13 protein-coding genes and 5 pseudogenes are annotated in these 18,039 nt (G+C 37.0%); 5 read left to right on the top strand and 13 right to left on the bottom strand.

Annotated features, from left to right (window positions below):
• Window positions 1–503: 503 nt before the first annotated feature.
• The 6 genes and pseudogenes from NSQ39_RS12280 to NSQ39_RS12305 all read right to left on the bottom strand — a co-directional run.
• Entirely contained in the window at window positions 504–1,187 is a 684-nt protein-coding gene (locus NSQ39_RS12280) for an ABC transporter ATP-binding protein (RefSeq protein ID WP_175076579.1), read from the bottom strand.
• Window positions 1,187–2,281, bottom strand: coding sequence for an ABC transporter permease (locus tag NSQ39_RS12285; protein ID WP_175076580.1), 1,095 nt, complete (start codon window positions 2,279–2,281; stop codon window positions 1,187–1,189). Before NSQ39_RS12285 ends, NSQ39_RS12280 begins: the two co-directional genes overlap by 1 nt.
• 128 nt (window positions 2,282–2,409) lie before the next feature.
• Window positions 2,410–3,789 carry a sensor histidine kinase gene (locus tag NSQ39_RS12290; RefSeq protein WP_175076581.1) on the bottom strand — a complete coding sequence of 460 codons (1,380 nt, stop codon included), beginning with the start codon at window positions 3,787–3,789 and terminating at the stop codon, window positions 2,410–2,412.
• Entirely contained in the window at window positions 3,786–4,472 is a 687-nt protein-coding gene (locus NSQ39_RS12295; RefSeq protein WP_175076603.1) for a response regulator, read from the bottom strand. The genes NSQ39_RS12290 and NSQ39_RS12295 overlap by 4 nt, the downstream gene beginning before the upstream one ends.
• A 410-nt stretch (window positions 4,473–4,882) precedes the next feature.
• Window positions 4,883–6,178 (bottom strand): D-alanyl-D-alanine carboxypeptidase family protein, encoded by a 1,296-nt coding sequence (locus NSQ39_RS12300; RefSeq protein ID WP_445662413.1) that lies wholly within the window; start codon window positions 6,176–6,178, stop codon window positions 4,883–4,885.
• 282 nt (window positions 6,179–6,460) lie between these two features.
• Window positions 6,461–6,833 (bottom strand): annotated as a pseudogene (locus tag NSQ39_RS12305) (MerR family transcriptional regulator); the annotation flags it as partial.
• Window positions 6,834–7,451: 618 nt separating this feature from the next.
• Between NSQ39_RS12305 and NSQ39_RS12310 the strand changes: the two are divergent.
• The 4 genes and pseudogenes from NSQ39_RS12310 (at window position 7,452) to NSQ39_RS12325 (ending at window position 11,292) form a co-directional block, all read left to right on the top strand.
• Complete coding sequence (locus NSQ39_RS12310) at window positions 7,452–7,949, top strand: RNA polymerase sigma factor (RefSeq protein WP_335496765.1); 498 nt, start codon at window positions 7,452–7,454, stop codon at window positions 7,947–7,949.
• Window positions 7,946–8,161 carry a hypothetical protein gene (locus NSQ39_RS12315; RefSeq protein WP_335496767.1) on the top strand — a complete coding sequence of 72 codons (216 nt, stop codon included), beginning with the start codon at window positions 7,946–7,948 and terminating at the stop codon, window positions 8,159–8,161. Before NSQ39_RS12310 ends, NSQ39_RS12315 begins: the two co-directional genes overlap by 4 nt.
• Window positions 8,162–8,191: 30 nt before the next feature.
• Window positions 8,192–10,075 (top strand): annotated as a pseudogene (locus tag NSQ39_RS12320) (acyltransferase family protein).
• A 351-nt stretch (window positions 10,076–10,426) separates the two neighbouring features.
• Window positions 10,427–11,292: pseudogene (locus tag NSQ39_RS12325) on the top strand (YitT family protein).
• A gap of 308 nt (window positions 11,293–11,600) precedes the next feature.
• Here the strand turns inward: NSQ39_RS12325 and NSQ39_RS23105 are convergent.
• The 4 genes from NSQ39_RS23105 to NSQ39_RS12340 form a co-directional block, all read right to left on the bottom strand.
• On the bottom strand, window positions 11,601–11,681 hold the full coding sequence (locus NSQ39_RS23105) for a DUF3298 domain-containing protein (protein ID WP_373688031.1): 81 nt from the start codon (window positions 11,679–11,681) through the stop codon (window positions 11,601–11,603).
• Between the two features lie 181 nt (window positions 11,682–11,862).
• Window positions 11,863–12,048, bottom strand: coding sequence for a hypothetical protein (locus NSQ39_RS12330; RefSeq protein WP_341015160.1), 186 nt, complete (start codon window positions 12,046–12,048; stop codon window positions 11,863–11,865).
• Between the two features lie 201 nt (window positions 12,049–12,249).
• Window positions 12,250–13,482, bottom strand: a complete 1,233-nt coding sequence (locus tag NSQ39_RS12335) for a cytochrome P450 family protein (protein ID WP_335496768.1) — start codon at window positions 13,480–13,482, stop codon at window positions 12,250–12,252.
• A 446-nt stretch (window positions 13,483–13,928) separates the two neighbouring features.
• Window positions 13,929–14,609 (bottom strand): MATE family efflux transporter, encoded by a 681-nt coding sequence (locus tag NSQ39_RS12340; RefSeq protein ID WP_309245928.1) that lies wholly within the window; start codon window positions 14,607–14,609, stop codon window positions 13,929–13,931.
• A 94-nt stretch (window positions 14,610–14,703) separates the two neighbouring features.
• Here NSQ39_RS12340 and NSQ39_RS12345 point away from each other — a divergent pair.
• Window positions 14,704–15,548 (top strand): annotated as a pseudogene (locus tag NSQ39_RS12345) (MerR family transcriptional regulator).
• A gap of 42 nt (window positions 15,549–15,590) precedes the next feature.
• Here the strand turns inward: NSQ39_RS12345 and NSQ39_RS12350 are convergent.
• The 3 genes and pseudogenes from NSQ39_RS12350 to NSQ39_RS12360 all read right to left on the bottom strand — a co-directional run bounded on the left by NSQ39_RS12350 (window position 15,591) and on the right by NSQ39_RS12360 (window position 17,909).
• Window positions 15,591–16,061, bottom strand: a complete 471-nt coding sequence (locus NSQ39_RS12350; protein ID WP_175076576.1) for a hypothetical protein — start codon at window positions 16,059–16,061, stop codon at window positions 15,591–15,593.
• A 1,050-nt stretch (window positions 16,062–17,111) separates the two neighbouring features.
• The gene (locus tag NSQ39_RS12355; RefSeq protein ID WP_272901851.1) at window positions 17,112–17,243 is read right to left on the bottom strand and encodes a hypothetical protein; all 132 of its coding nucleotides are present in this window, start codon (window positions 17,241–17,243) and stop codon (window positions 17,112–17,114) included.
• 235 nt (window positions 17,244–17,478) lie between these two features.
• Window positions 17,479–17,909: pseudogene (locus NSQ39_RS12360) on the bottom strand (SMI1/KNR4 family protein).
• Window positions 17,910–18,039: the final 130 nt, after the last annotated feature.

Genomic DNA, 18,039 nt, shown 5'->3' on the forward strand with positions numbered 1-18,039 from the left:
ATATTTTTAAACATAAAAAAGCACTTCCTATAACTAAAATGCCCCTTAATAACTAGTCTTTTTCCACTATCCTAATCCTTTAGTGACTTTAGGCTTGCCCTCTTTGAATCTTATCTTTCCGGTTCTAAAAACACCACTTTTTTTCGTTTATATCCTAGTTCTTGATTTTCATTCTTAGATGCATAGCCGACAACTATTTATCCACGAAACGATCAGAAAGATTTCGTTCTAGATTAATAAGTGTTCCAAGCAGCCGGTTAAATGATTGTTCAGCTATTTTTGAATCAACCTTCATATCTTTCCTTTGATGAGCGTATTCCTCTACGGAATGCAAGAGCTGAAGGATAAGGCCGGGTTTTGCGGCGTTGGGAGGAGACAATGGAGGAGACAATGAAATAGCGAAAAAGACAGGTCTTGCTTCGACTTGTCTTTTTCTTGATATTTTTTATTGCTTGGATATCGGAAGTATTCATCTGTTTTACTGAATAAAGGAGAACAAGTTATTAATTATTGTTTTGTAAGTTACCATCTTTCATATAATAAATTTGATCGCAAAACGATAGAATGCTTTCATCATGGGTGACCATAATAGCAGCTTTATTTTTCTCCTTTACTTCCCTAGCGATCAATTCTACAATTTCTTTGCTTCGTTTTGAGTCAAGGCTTGCGGTTGGTTCATCGGCAAGAATGATTTCCGGTTGATTCATAAATGCGCGTGCAATGGCAACCCTTTGTTTCTCGCCCCCCGAGAGTTGATGTGGATAGTGGCCCTCTCGATTTTCAAGTCCGACAGCATGAATCAAATCATATGCGCGCTTTTTGGATTCCTTATTCCAGGTTCCTGTCAAATCTGCTACCAATTTAAGCTGATCCTTTACATTTACATAAGGAATCAGGTTTGATGATTGAAAGATATATCCTATTGAATGTAAGCGTATATCCGCTTTTTGTTTATCCTTAAAAAGGGCTATATTTTTTCCATTCACCATGAGTTCCCCTTCATCTGGGCTTAAAAGCGCACCGGCAATCGAAAGGAAAGTGCTTTTTCCAGAACCTGATGGCCCCAGGACAGCGACAAGTTCACCTTTTTTTGCCTGAAAAGATAACGAATGTAATATTTCGATTTCCTTATCACCATCCCTAAATGTTTTTCGTACACCTTTTAGTTGTAACGGAAAATTCCCCATTATTCAGTCCTCCCTATAGCCTGTAGTGGATCGGCTTTAACGATATTGACGGCGGATAATAGTGCGCCCAAAATCGAAACGATTAATAAAATCACTGAAAACACAAGAATTAAACTGACATCAAAAACGAAAGGAATTTCTTCAGGCATCAATACTTTTAAAACACCTGTGAACCCTATTGCTCCGCCAATACTAAAAACAGAGAGGATGACAACTTGTAAAAGCGTTGAACCGATTAAAAAAGTATTTTTTGCACCGATTGCTTTTAAGACACCGAATTCGTTAATCTTTTGAATCGTCATAATAAAGAAGAACGCTCCTAACACAAATACTGCAATAATGATCAGAAAGACGAGCATCATAAGGAGGGAACTTTGTTCTGCTTTATAACCGGGAATCCCTTGAACGACCTCATCTTTGGTTACCCAAGTTCCATCTTTCATTATGGATTGTACGTTATTTTGTGTTTCTTGATCTTCATCTTTTAAGACAAATGCATTATAGTAGAACTTTTGACTGGAATTGGTCAGTTTTCCCCAACTTTTTAAATTCATGAACGCAACAGGAGAATGGCTGAAGGTTTGATGTTCGGTAAAGCCAATGATCTCAAATGTCAGCTGTGAACGTTCATCGTATAAGTGGTCGCCAATCCTTACCCCGTCTTGTTTTAGTGAATTATCTACAACAAGGGTTAATGGCTTGGAAGAAGAGCTTAAGCGAGCGCCCTCTTTAATATCAGGCATTAAAAAACCGTTTGGATTAATTCCCATAAAACTAACATCAACTTTTTGGTCTGTCCCTTCTTTTTTTAGTGATGCCATTTGAAGGCCAATAGGTTGTATGGCATTATTTTTTGTTAACTTCTCCATTTGTTGGTCATCAAAACGGGATCTGTCAAGGCGATGGTCAGCGTCCTTGTCTAGATAAAATGCATGAGCATCCATGTTTAGGATGGAAGAGGCATTATCAGCCGATAACCCGTTTGCAAGGCCACTAATGATAAACACTAAGGAGGCAACAAAGAAGTATATAAATCCAATAAGTGAGTATCTAAGCTTAAAAAAGCGGATTTCCTTTAATGAAAGAGAAAACATCTCTTCAACACCTTCCTTTCTTTTCTACAGTCATAATATACGGCATGAATATGAATGGAAGATGAATAAACGGTTACAAAAAAATATGTCAGTCATTTTCTAATGACTGACAATCACGAGTGGCCATGCTACTTGACAGGAAGGACCACAATAAAAACGGTTCCTTCCTTTTCCTTACTGTATACATCGATATGACCTCCATGCATTTTGACAATACTTGAAACAATAGATAAACCTAGTCCTGTCCCCTCAATTGCACGGGTTCTGGAATCATCCGCTCGATAAAAACGATCAAAAATCCTGTCTTTTTCCTTTTCGGATAATCCAATTCCCGTATCCTGGAATATTACTTTAATTGAATGCTTAGCATCTTCAATCGTTATTTCAATGTTACCGTCAGGTTTATTATATTTAATGGCATTCGTTAACAGGTTGTCCCAAACCGTATTCAGCAAAGATGGGTCTCCGAGTATTTCTTTATCGGGCAATGAGTAGCTGATCATGATCCCTTTTTCATTCATTGCCCACTGAAAATGTCGCACCAATTCCTTAATTTGCTGTGAAACATTGAAAGTTTTTTTCTTTAAAATGTCTTTATTTCGATCCAATGAAGCGAGAAGCAGTAATTGTTTCGTTAAATTAGAGATCCTTTTGATTTCACCATTGATAACAGAAACATACTGTTCTCTTTCTTCTCGGCTTATCGATTCCTTTTCTAAAAGATTTGTATATCCTTTTATATTGGACAGTGGCGACTGTATGTCATGAGAAATATTGGAGGTGAATTCCTTTCTCATATCATCCATTTGTGCTAATTTTTCCGCCATTCGCATAAAACTTCTTGACAGTTTACCTAGCTCATCCCTGCGGGCAATATTCAGTTTAACTTTGAAATCCCCATTCGAGAGTGATCTTGTAGCCGTCGTCAGTGTGGAGATGGGCTTTATTAAATATTTTGTGTTAAAAGCAACCAGCACGATGCTCAATAAAATGGTTAACGCAAGCATCCATCCAAATAAAAGATGCATTTCATTAAAAAGGAGCTTGATATCCGGTCTGAGGAAAAGAGCATAGGTTTTCCCGTTGTGCGTTAATGGGACGCCGATTGTATTCTTTAATTCATTTGCAAAAAATCCAGTTACAAATGTTCCTTTTGGAAAGTGAAGCATTCCATGAAAAACGTTTCCGTTTAGTACTTGTTTCTGAGCAGATGTAGGAAGATTTTTCTCCCTGAACGGAGCGCCAAAATATGTTTCATTTCCATCATCATCCACAATATAAATTTGATAGCCGATTACAGAAAGGTTTTCTAAATAATCCTTCAAATCCATATTTGGATGTTTATCAACAAAAGCAGCAATATTAAGAGCAATTTTTGTATTTTTTTGATCGTTATAGGGCTTTAATTTTTGCTGATAATAAGTATTGGATATGAAAAACGCCAGAATTCCGCTCAAAATCATGATACCGATGGTGATCATAACAAATTTGACATAAAGAGATCTCATCCCCGTTTTGCCTCCAATAAATATCCAACTCCTCGCACCGTTCTAATTTGAAAATCATCCGTTAATTTAGAAAAGCGTTCTCTCAATCTTTTGATATGAACATCGACTGTGCGTTCATCTCCTTCATAATCGATACCCCAAATATTTTCGATTAGATAGTCCCGGGAAAATACTTGCATAGGATGAGAAATTAAAAAATACAATAGTTCGAATTCTTTTAAGGGCAATATTATGGTTCGGCCTCCAATTTGAACTTCATAATTTTTTTTACTTATGACTGTACTTCCTATGCGAATAACTGATTCATCCGCGTATATATCATAACGGCGCAGCAATGCTTTGATGCGAAAAAGTAATTCCCTTGGTTCAAAAGGCTTGATCAAATAATCATCGGTTCCTGATTGAAAACCTTGCTCCTTATCCTCGATTTGGTTTTTAGCCGTTAAAAGGATGACCGGAATGTTATACTGCTTGCGAATCTCCTTTGTAAACGCGAAGCCATCCATAAAAGGCATCATCACATCTACAACTGCTAAATGACACTTTTCATTGCGAAGGATTTTCAAAGCTTCGAGACCGTCTTTCGCTTGGAATACGTTAAACCCAGCTTCGGTTAAATGGATGTCTATGATCTTTAAAACATTGATATCATCATCAACAATCAGAATATTTGTCATTTCAATACTCCTACAGATAAAATTCTATAAATAAAACCATTGGTCACCTAAAATCATCAATTCCATAATATAAATGTTTAATCAATGACCATTACTTTCTCTCCAAACTCGTTGGGATATCTTGCTAACCTTTTCTTTTCCCATTTTTTATTCACTCTAGATGATCCTACACTATAGACTTTGTGTTTTTAGTTTTCTTATTGAACTTCTTCGTGATTCTTTCGTTTTTTCAGATTCTACTTTTACATTGTTTATTGTTGCTAACTCTTTCTGAGTTTGTTCCCTAATTCTGGCTTCTCTTTTTTTCTTCGTTCACGTTTTTCTTCAAGCTCTTTTGCTTGATTTTAATTGAGATTATTTCAAATCAATTGATTAAAAATTAAAGCAAAAAGCCCTAAATATAGAGCTCTTTACTATCAGAACCAGCCGGTTACCATATCAACAATGCTGTTCCAAATTCCGGCGAAAAATCCGCCGATGCTGTGCATCGTATATACAAACCAGTTTGCTTTTTCATCATCTTCTTTTGTCACCAATTTCACACCTGATACATCGCTGCCGACGAAGCCGTAATCCTTCTCATCACCCGTATAGGCAGCCGTCAACGTTCCGACTTTTTCACCTTTTTTCACGGGTGCGGAAAGCTCTTTCTTATCAAGTGTTACTTTTGCCTTATAGTTCTTCTCTTCTCCGTTTTTCACAGGGATTGAAAAAGCTTTATCTGTTACGATCGCGACTTCTTGATTTTTGCCTTTGTTGACTTTAAGCGTTTCATTCCCTTTCACTTGAGCGCCTTTTGCATACATCTCTTTTATAGAGAAATTTTTAAAGGCATAGTCCAGCATTTTTTTCGTTTCAACAAAACGTCCAGTGTGAAGGCTTCCTTTTGCGTTAAAGACTACTGAAATCACGCGCATTCCGTTTCTTTTAGCGGTGGCGGCAAAACATGATCCTGCCGAGTCAGTTGATCCTGTTTTCAACCCGTCAACGCCTTCATATTCCTGAACAAGGCCTTTCAGCATAAAGTTCCAGTTCGGCATGTCCATTTCATCATCTGTGCCATCTCTGAACTTTGTTTTTGCAATGCTTGCGGTGTCCAGGATTTCAGGATAATCGTTGACTAAATGGGCTGTAAGAACCGCCATGTCTCTTGCAGACACTTCACTTTCTTCGTCAACACTTGTTCCTCTAGGATGTTTTCCATGAAGATCTTTATTTTCCAAACCTGTCGCGTTTACAAATTTGAAATTCTTCATTCCCAGTTTTTTTGCCTTTTTATTCATTAATTCTACAAACTTTGATTCAGAACCGGCAACGATTTCTGAAAGCGCGATTGCCGCTGCATTTGCCGAGTAAATCGCAGTCGCCTGATAAAGCTCTTTTACGGTATAAGAGCCGTCTTTGCGAAGCGGTACGTTGGACAATGAACGTTCTTTAGAAATTTCATAGACATAATCATTTGGTGTATATTTTTGATCCCACTTCACTTTACCCTCATGGATCGCTTCCAAAAGAAGATATTCCGTCATCATTTTAGCCATGCTGGCAACAGGCAGACGCTGGTCGGCGTTTTTGCTGTATAAAACTTTTCCCGATGAAGCTTCAATTAAAATTGCCGCCTTAGCGTTTACATTAATTGGATCATCTGCAGCTTTTGCATTTGACATAGGAAATAAAGTACCTGCAGCTACAGCAAAAGCAACAACAAACATGATCAGCTGCTTGATTCTCTTTCTTTTCAAATCTGATACCTCCGTTTTTCTCCATACTAAATCTATGTAAAAGCCATAAAGGCCATTTTTCAAACACAACATTACAGATTCTATCATAATGAGTTTTTAAAAAAAACAGGCAGAGTATCGCTCTGTCTACAGTTTAAATTTTTGTCACTTTCAATTAAAAAAATGGAATGTCAAGAGTTTTTTGAAATTGAACTTCATTCGGATGACTCTTTCTAGGGTCGACCCCGTCATCTGAATGAATTATGTTCCTCTCTTAGAAACTACAAATAAATACTGAAGAGAAACAGAGGAAAAATCTGTTTCAAGTACTTGTTCAGTCAACTTCACTTTCGTCTGTATGATCGTTTGTAAATGTTTGAGTTTTTTGATTTTGCTCTCAATTTCAAAAGACTTTTCTTTGAGAATTGCAACGATATCCTCTGGTGTTTTCCCTTTTAAAAGCTGCTTTATTCTTTTTAACAGAACAACAAACAAATGACTTGAAATAGTTCAAATTGATTATAGGAATAATACCTGTACCCGTTCTCTTTTCGGGAGAAAACAGGCCAATTTCGTCATAATGAAACAGGGTTTGTTTTTTTACATGGCAGAGCCTTGCAAATTCATAAAAAACCTCCTTGACTATACGGTAACCATATAGTTTATGATGTTCATTGTGCTGTGCCTGAAAGAAGAGTTGATTAACAGTGAAAAAGATAGATAAAATGGTTTCAATGTCGGGTAAGATGAAAATTCTAACCCATTTAGATTATTTTTTCTTATTAAATCCCCTCTTGTATCGGGATGTTTCTTATGGCAGTTAATATTTTAATAGATGACTGCTTATCAATCGTGGGATGGGGTAGGATCGGAGCTTTAGCTGCCGTTTACATTACCGTGCCTATCGGGATCAGTGGGCTGCGCTTTATTCTATTCCTCTCGGAGAAAGAAACCTACAAACCCATCATATTTCCTTCCGTTTCGCAGGAGACCATACCTAATTTCAGACCGCCAACAAGCTAATAATTCTTTTCGGGAAAATGTACTTTCTCATCATAGAATTAACAAGAATAAATCCTTGATTTTTATTGTGATATATGAAAAAATGGACGAGGAAAATATCGAAATTGTAACATTTATCATTAAAATGCAACTAATGAAAACAAACCGTAACATATGAAAATTATTTGTAATATAAAAATATGTTGTAGTATACGGAAAGGTGTTGAAATAAAAGGAAACATAGAAAAGGAGCTTTTTTGCAATGAAGAAACAAACAGTCGAAGCGTCACTTGTTGCATACGTAACTGACAGAGAAAAAGATCTTTATTGGCTGGCTTACAGTTATGTAAAAAATCAAGAAGATGCTTTAGATATTGTTCAGGAATCGATCCAAAAAGCGCTTGCTTCTGTCGATTCACTTCGAAATCCTGATGCGATGAAAAGCTGGTTTTATAAAATTCTAGTACGAACCGCGATTGATTTTCTTAAAAAGCAAAGGAAACTCAAGGCTATGGATTGCCAAACAATAGAGTTTTTAAGCGAGGGAAAGAAAGATATCTATCATGATATAGACCTTCACGAAGCGCTTGAAGAATTGCCGTATCAATATAAAACGATCATCGTTCTTCGGTTTTTCGAAGATCTGCAAATAAAAGAAATAGCCGAAGTCACGGGAGACAAGGTGAATACTGTCAAGACTCGGCTACGCAGAGGGCTAAAGCTTATGCGCATTCATTTGACGCAGGAGGGTCTTTCTTGATAGATAAAAAATTGGAACAATTAAAAGAAGAGTACAAAAAGTGCCTATTCCAAAAGAGCTTGATGAAATTGTTGACAAGGCCTTCAGCATCGTCCGAAAAGAAAGATTCTGATGTGGCCTCTCGCTTATTTGGCAAGCTTATGAGGAAACAAAAAGCCACCCCGTTTACGTCTATTATCGGATTCAATAAGAGGGATGGCAAAACAACATGAATTACTATTTACATGTATTGGAGGTATATCATGTTAGAAAAGACACAACATCACCGCTATATACCGGGATTAGATGGACTCCGGGCCTTTGCCGTTCTGGCGGTCATCGCTTATCATCTAAACTTTAATTGGGCCAATGGAGGCTTCATCTGAGTCGATATCTTTTTTGTTTTATCCGGCTATCTAATTACATCAATGATATTACCGGAGTATGGAAATAACATCAACTTGGATTTCCGCGACTTTTGGATCCGGCGGATGCGTCGGCTTGTGCCAGCAGCATTCCTTATGATTATCGCGACTGTCATATGGGTTGTATTATTCAAACAGGAGCTGCTGCATACTGTACGTGGAGATGCGTTCTTCTCTTTAATTTACACCAGTAATTGGTGGTTTATTTTTCATGATTTATCATATTTTGAAAATTTCAGTTCTCCTTCACCTTTAAAGAACCTTTGGTCATTGGCGATTGAAGAACAGTTTTATATCGTTTGGCCTATCATCCTAGGAGTGGGAATGTATATATGCAAAAGACGAATCAAGCTGGCGATGGCGGTTTTATTGCTCGCACTATGTTCGGTTGTTTGGATGAGTGTGCTGTACGTTCCTGGCGAAGATCCAAGCCGTGTCTACTACGGAACGGATACACGCTCTTTTGAATTGCTTATCGGATGCGCATTAGCTCTTGTATGGCCGATGAAAAGGCTGTCTTCAAACAGGCTGCCAAGGAGACTGAAGCATGTGTTGCGCAGAACTGAGCTTGCCGCTTTTGTGATATTGATCCTATGTATCTATTTCGTTCATGAATACTCTCCCTTCCTTTATCATGGCGGCATGTTCTTGATCAGCATCGTCGCTGCTATTCTGGTTGCATGTGTCAGTCATCCAAGCAGCTTTTTGGGGCGCCTACTTTCATGGAAACCACTGCGCTGGATTGGAACGAGATCTTACGGCATCTATCTTTGGCATTACCCTGTCATCGTATTGAGCACACCTGTTCAGGAGATTGGAAATCCGGTTTATTGGCATAATGTTATTAGGATTGCCGTAACGCTGATTCTCGCTGAGTTTTCCCATCGGTTCATTGAAAAGCCGATTCGAGAGGATGGCTTTCAAGTATTTTTCCGTCGCGTTTTTCTGAAAAGGATTGTGAAATGGAAAACGTCTTCTCCAATCAGCAAAATGTCAATGGGACTACTTTTTGTCGCCTTTATTATTTTCTTAGCGGGTTTTTCCGGAGTCACTGTAAAAAATAAACAGACACATTTGATAAATGACCGGTCCTCCCAAGAAGCACCCACTAGTTCACATCAGCCGCCTGTGGAAAAAGGTGAAACAGATGCAAAGCAAGATCAAAAAGAAACCGAGGAACAGGCAAACTCAAGCGGTCAACAAACCGAGAATCGAGAACAGCAAACAACAGAGCAGGAGCAGAAGCAGAAGCAGAAGGAGTCTAGTAAATATGTGCTAGCCATCGGCGACTCCATCTTGCTTGACATCGAGTCAAACCTTCGCCGTAGATTTCCCCATATTACGGTAGATGGAAAGGAAGGACGACAAGTATCAGAAACATCTCAATTAACATCAAAATATGCATCGTTTAATCAGCCTAACAACTCTGTCATTATAGAGCTAGGGACAAACGGTTATTTTACAAACAAGCAAATGGATGCACTCCTTGACTCTTTCTCAAAAGCCCGTATTTATCTTGTGAATACACGTGTGCCCCGCCAATGGGAGAGAAAAGTGAACGAGTCATTACGCCGACAGGCAAATAGCCGCCAAAATGTTAAATTGGTTGATTGGCATAGTGAAGCCCTTCAGCATCCCGAATATTTTACTCCTGACGGTGTGCACCTGGTGCCAAAAGGTTCTGAGGCTTTGACAGCGCTTATCGTTCAGGCGATGAAATAATATTTTTTAAATATGAAGAGGTTTTTGACAAAACCTCTTCGACCGTTGACAAAACAGTACAGAAGCCCCATCTCTTGCGAGGTGGGCTTCTATTCCTATCGGTCACTACAAAATTGCCCTAATGTTCTTTTTTAGTTTGAGGTTTAATGTCCGGAACTGTTCTACAAACTCAGTATTTTGAGGAAAATAGCTATACCAGCAAGCCAGTTCTTAAGTAAGCTTGAAAAGCTTAACGTTGTAATTCCGAATTTTTTCTGATACTCTTTATTTTTTTAAATCACTAATTTTTAGGTGTTTTTTTATTTTTGTTGTTTGTGTAACAAAACACTTACTGTGAAGGAGGTTCTCGCATTGAAGTCAATTCATAAAGATGTTCTTTTAATATTATTGGAGCATTTCTCAATGCAGCATCTATTGAATTTTTCATTATTCCAAATAAATTAGGAGACGGAAGTACAGTTGGTATAGCTCTTGTTTTATATTATTTATTTCATATTCCTACAAGTGTTAGTACATTTATTATTAACCTTATTTTAATGGCACTGGCTTATAAATTTTTAGTGAAAAAGTCGATTTTTTATACTGTATTAGGTGCGGTTATGACTTCTGTTTTCCTTAGTATTTTAAGCCTTATCCCATTTGGTATTCACGATATGGTTTTAGGTGTTGTGTTCGGTGCGTTAGTAATGGGGACTGGGCTAGGCTTAATCTTTATTGCTGATGGATCTGTCGGTGGAACTACTCTTTTAGCTTATTTATTAAATTATACAAAAGGCTATAATATTTCAAAAAGCATGTTTTTCATGGATAGTGTCATTATATTATCTTCCGTATTTGCCATCGGTATCAATAACATGCTATATACATTTATTTTTATTTATTTAAACTCAAAAGTAGTTGATTTAGTAATTTTGGGTTTCCACAATAAGAAAGCAATGACTATTATGTCTGATAAATATGAAGAAATTGCACAGGTCATTACTAGTAATTTTGGGAAAGCGGCAACCATTTTTTATGGATACGGATACTATGCCAATCGAGATAAACGAATTATCTACGTTGTGATTAAGAAGAACGAACTGTTAAAGATTAAAAAGAATGTGCAAGAAATTGATCCTAATTGTTTTATTGTCATCCACGAAGTAAAAGAAGTAGTGGGAGGTAGATTAGGATTCATTAATGATTCTGCTATTGGTAAAGAACAAAATAATTTTTAAATTAATCTAATCTTGGGAAGCCATTTAGATGCACTAAAAACAAACGATATATCGACAGACAAAGCTGTCGATCCCTCCAATTTTTATGAAATGACCAATTACGAAACAGCTTATGATTTGCAAAGCTTTAAAATTTATTTGTGAAAGAGAAGCAATGGCTTAGAAAACATCAACAGTGACTTAGAACATTTAAAAAACAATCCTAGAATTCCATTGTTCTCACAGATAACCTTGTATCCCATTTTGTCTTCTAATAAAAAAACAAAGGGAAATGCAGCTGATCAGGTGACAGCTGCATTTCCTATTTCTTATTTATATATGGATTGAGGAATATTTACAACCGGATTACCCGCAGCGTAGGGTGCTACTTCATATTCCTGAAATACCACTGCTATCCCATTTTAAAACTTCACCTTAAATGAGGTTTGATAATCAGTCTTATAGTGGTATTTCCCCCTTTTTTTTGATTAAATTTATATTGTTTGTAAGAATTCTGAATGTGTTTAAGAAAATCGTTGTTCATATTCTCTTCGAACGAACTATTTTGAACATTATTGACCTGCGGATATTTCAATCCTTTAACCCTTTATAAACATGACTAGTTACTTCAGGTTTATTTATTTGTTTCGCTTCTACCGGTGAAAATGGAATCAGCATTCCAATGACTAGCCAAAAAGCAAGCAAATATAAACCTATCCCTTTAATTACACTTTTCCCCTTCATTTCCCTCCTTTTGTTTATTCCAAAAACTTTCATTTTGGTTACACAAACACCATATAGTATATGGTTACCGTATAGCTAAGACGAAAATTATTTAAATTACTTTTTCTTTTTTGTTCGTACTAATTGTCAGAATAACACGGAGATTTATGGTCATATCATATTGTTTAAATAATTCATTCAACTCGTTTGGCTGTCTGAGTCTTTTTCACCAAAACCGAGCCAATCCCAATGACATTAAAACATAACTGGTAATTCAATTAATCCCCGCATCAAATAAGTTGGACGCCATTTTAATGTTTTAGCATCTGTATTTAGCTGTAGATTAGGCATTCTACGCAGTAAAGTAAGAAGGGCAATCTGACCTTCAAGTCGGGCTAATGGCGCACCCAGACAGTAGTGAATTCCCATGCCGAAGCCTAGATGACGGTTATTCTTTCTAGTAATATCAAATAAATCTGGATTTTCAAACTTTGACTCATCACGGTTGGCCGAAGCTAAAGCCACTACAACCATATCTCCCTTCCTTATCAACTTCTCATGTATTAAAACATCTTCACCTGCCCATCGATTAGTTGCCAACTCTACAGGTCCGTAAAAACGTAATACTTCTTCAATTGCGGATGAGATAAGTTCAGGATTGCTCTTGAGATTTTCCAGTTGTTTTGGATGCTGCAACAAAGCTAATACACCATTTCCAATCAAGTTAACCGTCGTTTCATGTCCAGCAACAATTAACAACAAAATCATTGAATACAATTCTTTTTCTGTAAGTTTTTCTCCCTCAGTCTCAGCATGAATCAAAGCACTAACAAGGTCTTCAGTCGAATTTTTTCGCCGATCTTCAATCAGATGACCCATGTATTTAATAAAAGATTGAAACGTTGGGCGAGCCTTCTGAATTTTCTCGGGACGGTTAGAGGCCTCAATTAAAGTGTCAGACCATTCCCGAAACTGATCACGGTCCTCTGGGGGAATTCCTAACATTTCACAAATCACAATGATAGGTAAAGGAAAAGCAAATTCATCAACTAGATTCATTTTTCCTTTGTTTTGGACTTCATCCAGTAAAGTGTCAGTAATCTCTTGAATTCGATCACGCAATTCCTCAATCATTTTTGGTGTGAAAGCTTTATGAACTAAGTTACGCAAGCGAGCATGATCTGGAGGATCAGAACTCAGCATGTGATTAATGAGTAAATCTCTTTCCAGAGTGGGAAACATCTTGTTGATTTGTTTTTGGCTCAACATTGTATGTGGATTCTTAATAAATCGGTCGTCTTTTAATACTGTCTGTGCATCTTCGTATCGTGTAATAAGCCAAGCAATTTGACCATTAAGAAGGGTGAAACGATAAACGGGATCATACTCCCTGAGTTTTGCGTAAAACGGATAGGCTTTCTCTTTAAATTCAGAAGTAAACAAGTCAAGTTGAGGCGCTTCACGACCAATATTTGACGAAATTGTCATAATTTATTCTCCTTTCGTGTTCAGTCTCATTAATTCAGTTTGAAACACTTATTATTCTGACTTCATTCAATCACTCCCTTACCGTTTATGGCAAAAAGGAAAAAAGAGTAAAATTCAACCTATCTCTTTAATCACTCTTTTCCCTTTCACTTTATCTCTCTCCTTTGTTTGTCGAAAAAAATAATTGGTTACAACTAACACCATATAGTATATGGTTACCGCATAGTCAAGACGAAATTGCTTAAGTATTACTTTTTCCATTACCTTTCGTCATTAAAATCCAGTTCCCCATTATTTAAAACCGAATTTTTTGTTAGAGGCGCAAAGCATGTGTATTGTTATGAAAAAGGCTAAAATTAATCTTCTTACACTAATATAAATTAGCAATGTACTGAATGAGTGCGTTAAGCACGAGCCCTCGATGATAAAACTCGGCAAACCCGTTTTCAGTATGCTGCGCATCGTTTTCCCATTCGGCTTGGAACCATTAATCCGCAGAACACTTTTTTTCGCAGGAAATGTGTTAGCAGGACAAGAAAACCGAGAACAGTAGCGAGAGAAGTGCTGTACGCTGCCCCAGCGATCCCCATATTCAACCTGAAAATAAAGACATAATTTAATAATATATTAAAAATGGACGTACTTACGAGTCCTGTCATCGCTAAATTAGGATTACCGTCATTGCGGATGAAAATGCTTAGTGTATTTTCCAGAACATAAAAAATTGCAAATGCCAAAATGATCTTCAAATAGCTGGATGCAAGAGATAAAATGTCTCCTGATGCACCAAGTGCTTTCGCAATACATTCAGCATAAAAATAAGAAACCGATGCAAAAATGCCGGTAATAACAAAAACAACCACAAGGGAATGTGTAAAAATGTGATTGGCTTTTTGTAGGTTTCTTTCTCCAAGAGCAATGGAATAAAGCGCAGCCCCACCGATCCCGATAGGCACGGTAATGTAAACGACAGCTAAAGCCTCCGATCCTACCCCACGACTGATAAACAGTCCATCTATTAAAATATTTACTGCCATGAGAAACATCCCGATACAAGAGGGGATTAAATAAGAAAGAAATAATCTGAATGGGTTAGATTTTTTCATCTTATCCGATATTGAAACCATTTTTATCTATCCTTTTCGTTGTTAATCAACCCTTCCTTCAGGTACAATGAGCATCATAAACTATATGGTTACCTTATTGTCAAGGAGGTTTGTTATGAGCGAAGATATTAAAAAATATTTCACAACAGGTGAATTTGCAAGGCTCTGCAACGTAAAAAAAAAACCCTGTTTCATTATGACGAGATTGGCCTGTTATCTCCCGAAATAAAAAAAGAGAACGGATACAGGTATTATTCCTATAATCAATTCGAGCTATTTCAAGTCATTTGTTTGTTTAAGGAGGTTGGTGTTCCGTTAAAAAGAATAAAGCAGCTTTTAAAAGGGAAAACACCAGAGGATATCGTTGCAATTCTCAAAGAAAAGTCTTTTGAAATTGAGAGCAAAATCAAAAAACTCAAACATTTACAAACGATCATACAGACGAAAGTGAAGTTGACTGAACAAGTACTTGAAACAGACTTTTCCTCTGTTTCTCTTCAATATTTAGATGAAGAAAAATTTATGATTAGCCGAAAAACATTAAACTTACCGGAACGAAAATACATTACGGCCATTTCAGAACTTATTCACTATGGTCAATTACATGAATTAGATGAGGGATATCCGGTCGGCGGAATATTAGCACGTGAACAAATTCTTAAAAAAGACTTCTATAATTACAGTTACTTTTTTATAAAAATACAAGAAGGAATAGAGAAGATAAACTATCACGTGAGGCCAAAAGGTCTGTATGCTGTTGGATACCAAAAAGGTGACGAAGCCGAAGATGCCTACCGCAGAATCATTCGCTTTATTGAAAAGAATGGAATGCAGATGGGTGATTATGCATATGAGGAATACATGCTTGATGAGGTGATGGTCGATAGATTTGAAAATCAAATCACAAAAATCCTCCTTCAAATTAAAGAGGAGGAAGAATACGACTTCCCCCTCGCCTAAAGAGCCGTTTTAAAGTATCTTTTCTTTCTGTACAGAATATCTTTACTGTAATGGCGGTTGAAACTGTTGGTTTTGCTGATTTTGTTGACTTTGCTGTCCCTGCTGACCTTGTTGATTTAATGATTGTTGAGCCTGTTGAACCGCTTGATTCACTTGGTTCATTGCCTGATTAGTTTGAATCCCTCGAAGAGTTTGATGAAGCAGTTGGTCAGCTTGCTGGATATTTTGCTGAATTTTTTGATCAGCGTGCTGGATTTGCTGTTGAGATTGAGAACCAAATTGCTGAATCTGTTGCTTCATTTGATTTTGAGAACCTTGTTGCGCTTGACCTTGGACGCTTTGTTGTTGAGATGATCCTAATTGGGTTACATTTTGGTTTAATTGCGCAAGCTGCTGCTGAAGACCTCCAAGTTCCTGGGCAAGCTCAGCGTCCGTAATATTTGATCCAAGTAATTGAGAATGTTTTTGCTTTTCTTTTTGTTGCTGACTTTGTTGTTTGTGATTTTTTGTCATCAAAAAAATTCCTCCTTAAAATTAATTTACACCCTTTATAATTTTCATATTGACAAAAACGATGTACGGAACTTTTAGGATGGGAAGCTGTATATTTGGGGATAAATACTTTAAGAAGACATTAAAGATAAAAATTCTAAAGGATAAAAAAAAGAGCCGGTTTTTGCCGACTCTCTTCTTAGTTTATTTTAGCGCGAATCTTCTGACCAGATTGCATTCTTGATGCCATTCCAAGCTTGCAGTGTCTTAATTGATGTACTGACACCGGGAGAGCGCGGCTTTTCTTCCATGTGGATTTTAAAACGCTGGTGGCCGCCGACAAGGTTTCACCGCTCCGAAACGCTTTATAGACTGTTTCAGCGCTTCATATTCTGGATCACCAGGCTGCAGATCGATTCGCGGTTATATAGAGCCGGATTAATTTTCTCTACAGGTATTTCTCGAATGTCATGTCTTACCTCCAAAAAAAAAGCATCCCTAATAAACGCCAAAAATTAAGTGTATAACTTAAATATTTAAAAACCATAATAAAAGCATCCCAATTCATATCTCCTTTAGCTAAGCATCGGTTTAGTCTAAACCGGTGCTTACTTAAGGCGCTAAAAATTTTATTCACCTTTTCCAATTTAAAGAAATATAATAGAATGCAAAGTCTCTAGCATGCACATTTTAAAAAGCACCTTTTAATTAGAGTCCGGGTTAAAGAAAAGAATAAAGACACCGTATTGAATGTGAAGACCCTTTCCTTCTCCAGCCTTGATACACCGGTTAAGTTATCGGTGTGTTTTTTATGTCCGGTAGAATCAAAAAAGCACCCTGCAGGATGCCTTTTGGAAATTGGGACAAATTTTTATTCTTATATATCCTATTCAACAAAATTGAAATATGAGTTTGTTTACTATAAAAATGATGCCCATTCAAACAATCATTTTTGTATTATCAATTTTAATAATGGTTATATTTTAAAGGGGGATCCCCTCCCCGTTTCTGAATTGCGATGTTTCTTCTTTGAAGAACATCTCTTCTTTTATTTCCTTCTGATTCGGCCATTCACTTTTTTATATGTGTCTCTACGAGTTCCCATAATCTCTTCCCAATCTTTTCTGGAAAGCTGCTCATTTTTGCAGCCGAAGCATTAAGCTTCCTTTTATCATCAACAGACAAAAAATCTCTAAATTTCATACTCATTCTCCTTACCGAATTAACACCACCTTGCGCTATTCGCTTTTTTGATTTAGATATGGCTCCGGCTAATCTCCAGAAGGACGCAAAGATTATAAAGAGCCGTGTGAAAATGACTTCCTGTGTTTTTTTAAGATTAACACGCCAAAACGAAAAAGGCCCCATAATCAGGGCTTCTAGCAGTTAAAGCATTTCGTTATCATGGATTGTTGGCCAGGTTTCCTCCGGGAGCCAATTAACTTTCTAATATTTTCTCTATTCCTATATCATTAATTAATAAGTCATTTAAAGATGCAGCAACTTTAACAGCTTCTTCTGCGTCTAAATTCCAAAGCCTACTATATATAGCCCAAAACCACCTTTTCCTTCGAAATAAATAAGAGCATTTCCACCTTCATCATCTCCCACTGCAAGAGAATCTGGTATGTAGTCTTGTATTTCATAGGATTCATTCATTTCAACACAACCCGCGGGGCTCCATATACGTATATACTTTTCTCCAGAAACATTTATTTCAACTTCTGTTGCTTCACTCACTATGTCTAAATAATCAGATGGTACATTAATAGGCGAGAATTCTGTTAATGATTTAATTTCTTCTTCGTTTGCAGGAGCTTCTTGTGCATCTACTGAAAAACGAGAGCTGATTTTATCGAGCAAAGTCATTTCAAATCAATCCTTTCACATTTTACTCCGAGCTTGTCTAACATCTTATACTGTTGTTCAAGTACACTTTCAATGGTTTTTCTCGAAAATCCTGCTGCTTTCAAATCTTCCACAGTGTAGTTGCGTTCTT

Source organism: Bacillus sp. FSL W8-0848 (assembly GCF_038007805.1).
Classification (GTDB): Bacteria; Bacillota; Bacilli; order Bacillales; family Bacillaceae; genus Bacillus; species Bacillus glycinifermentans.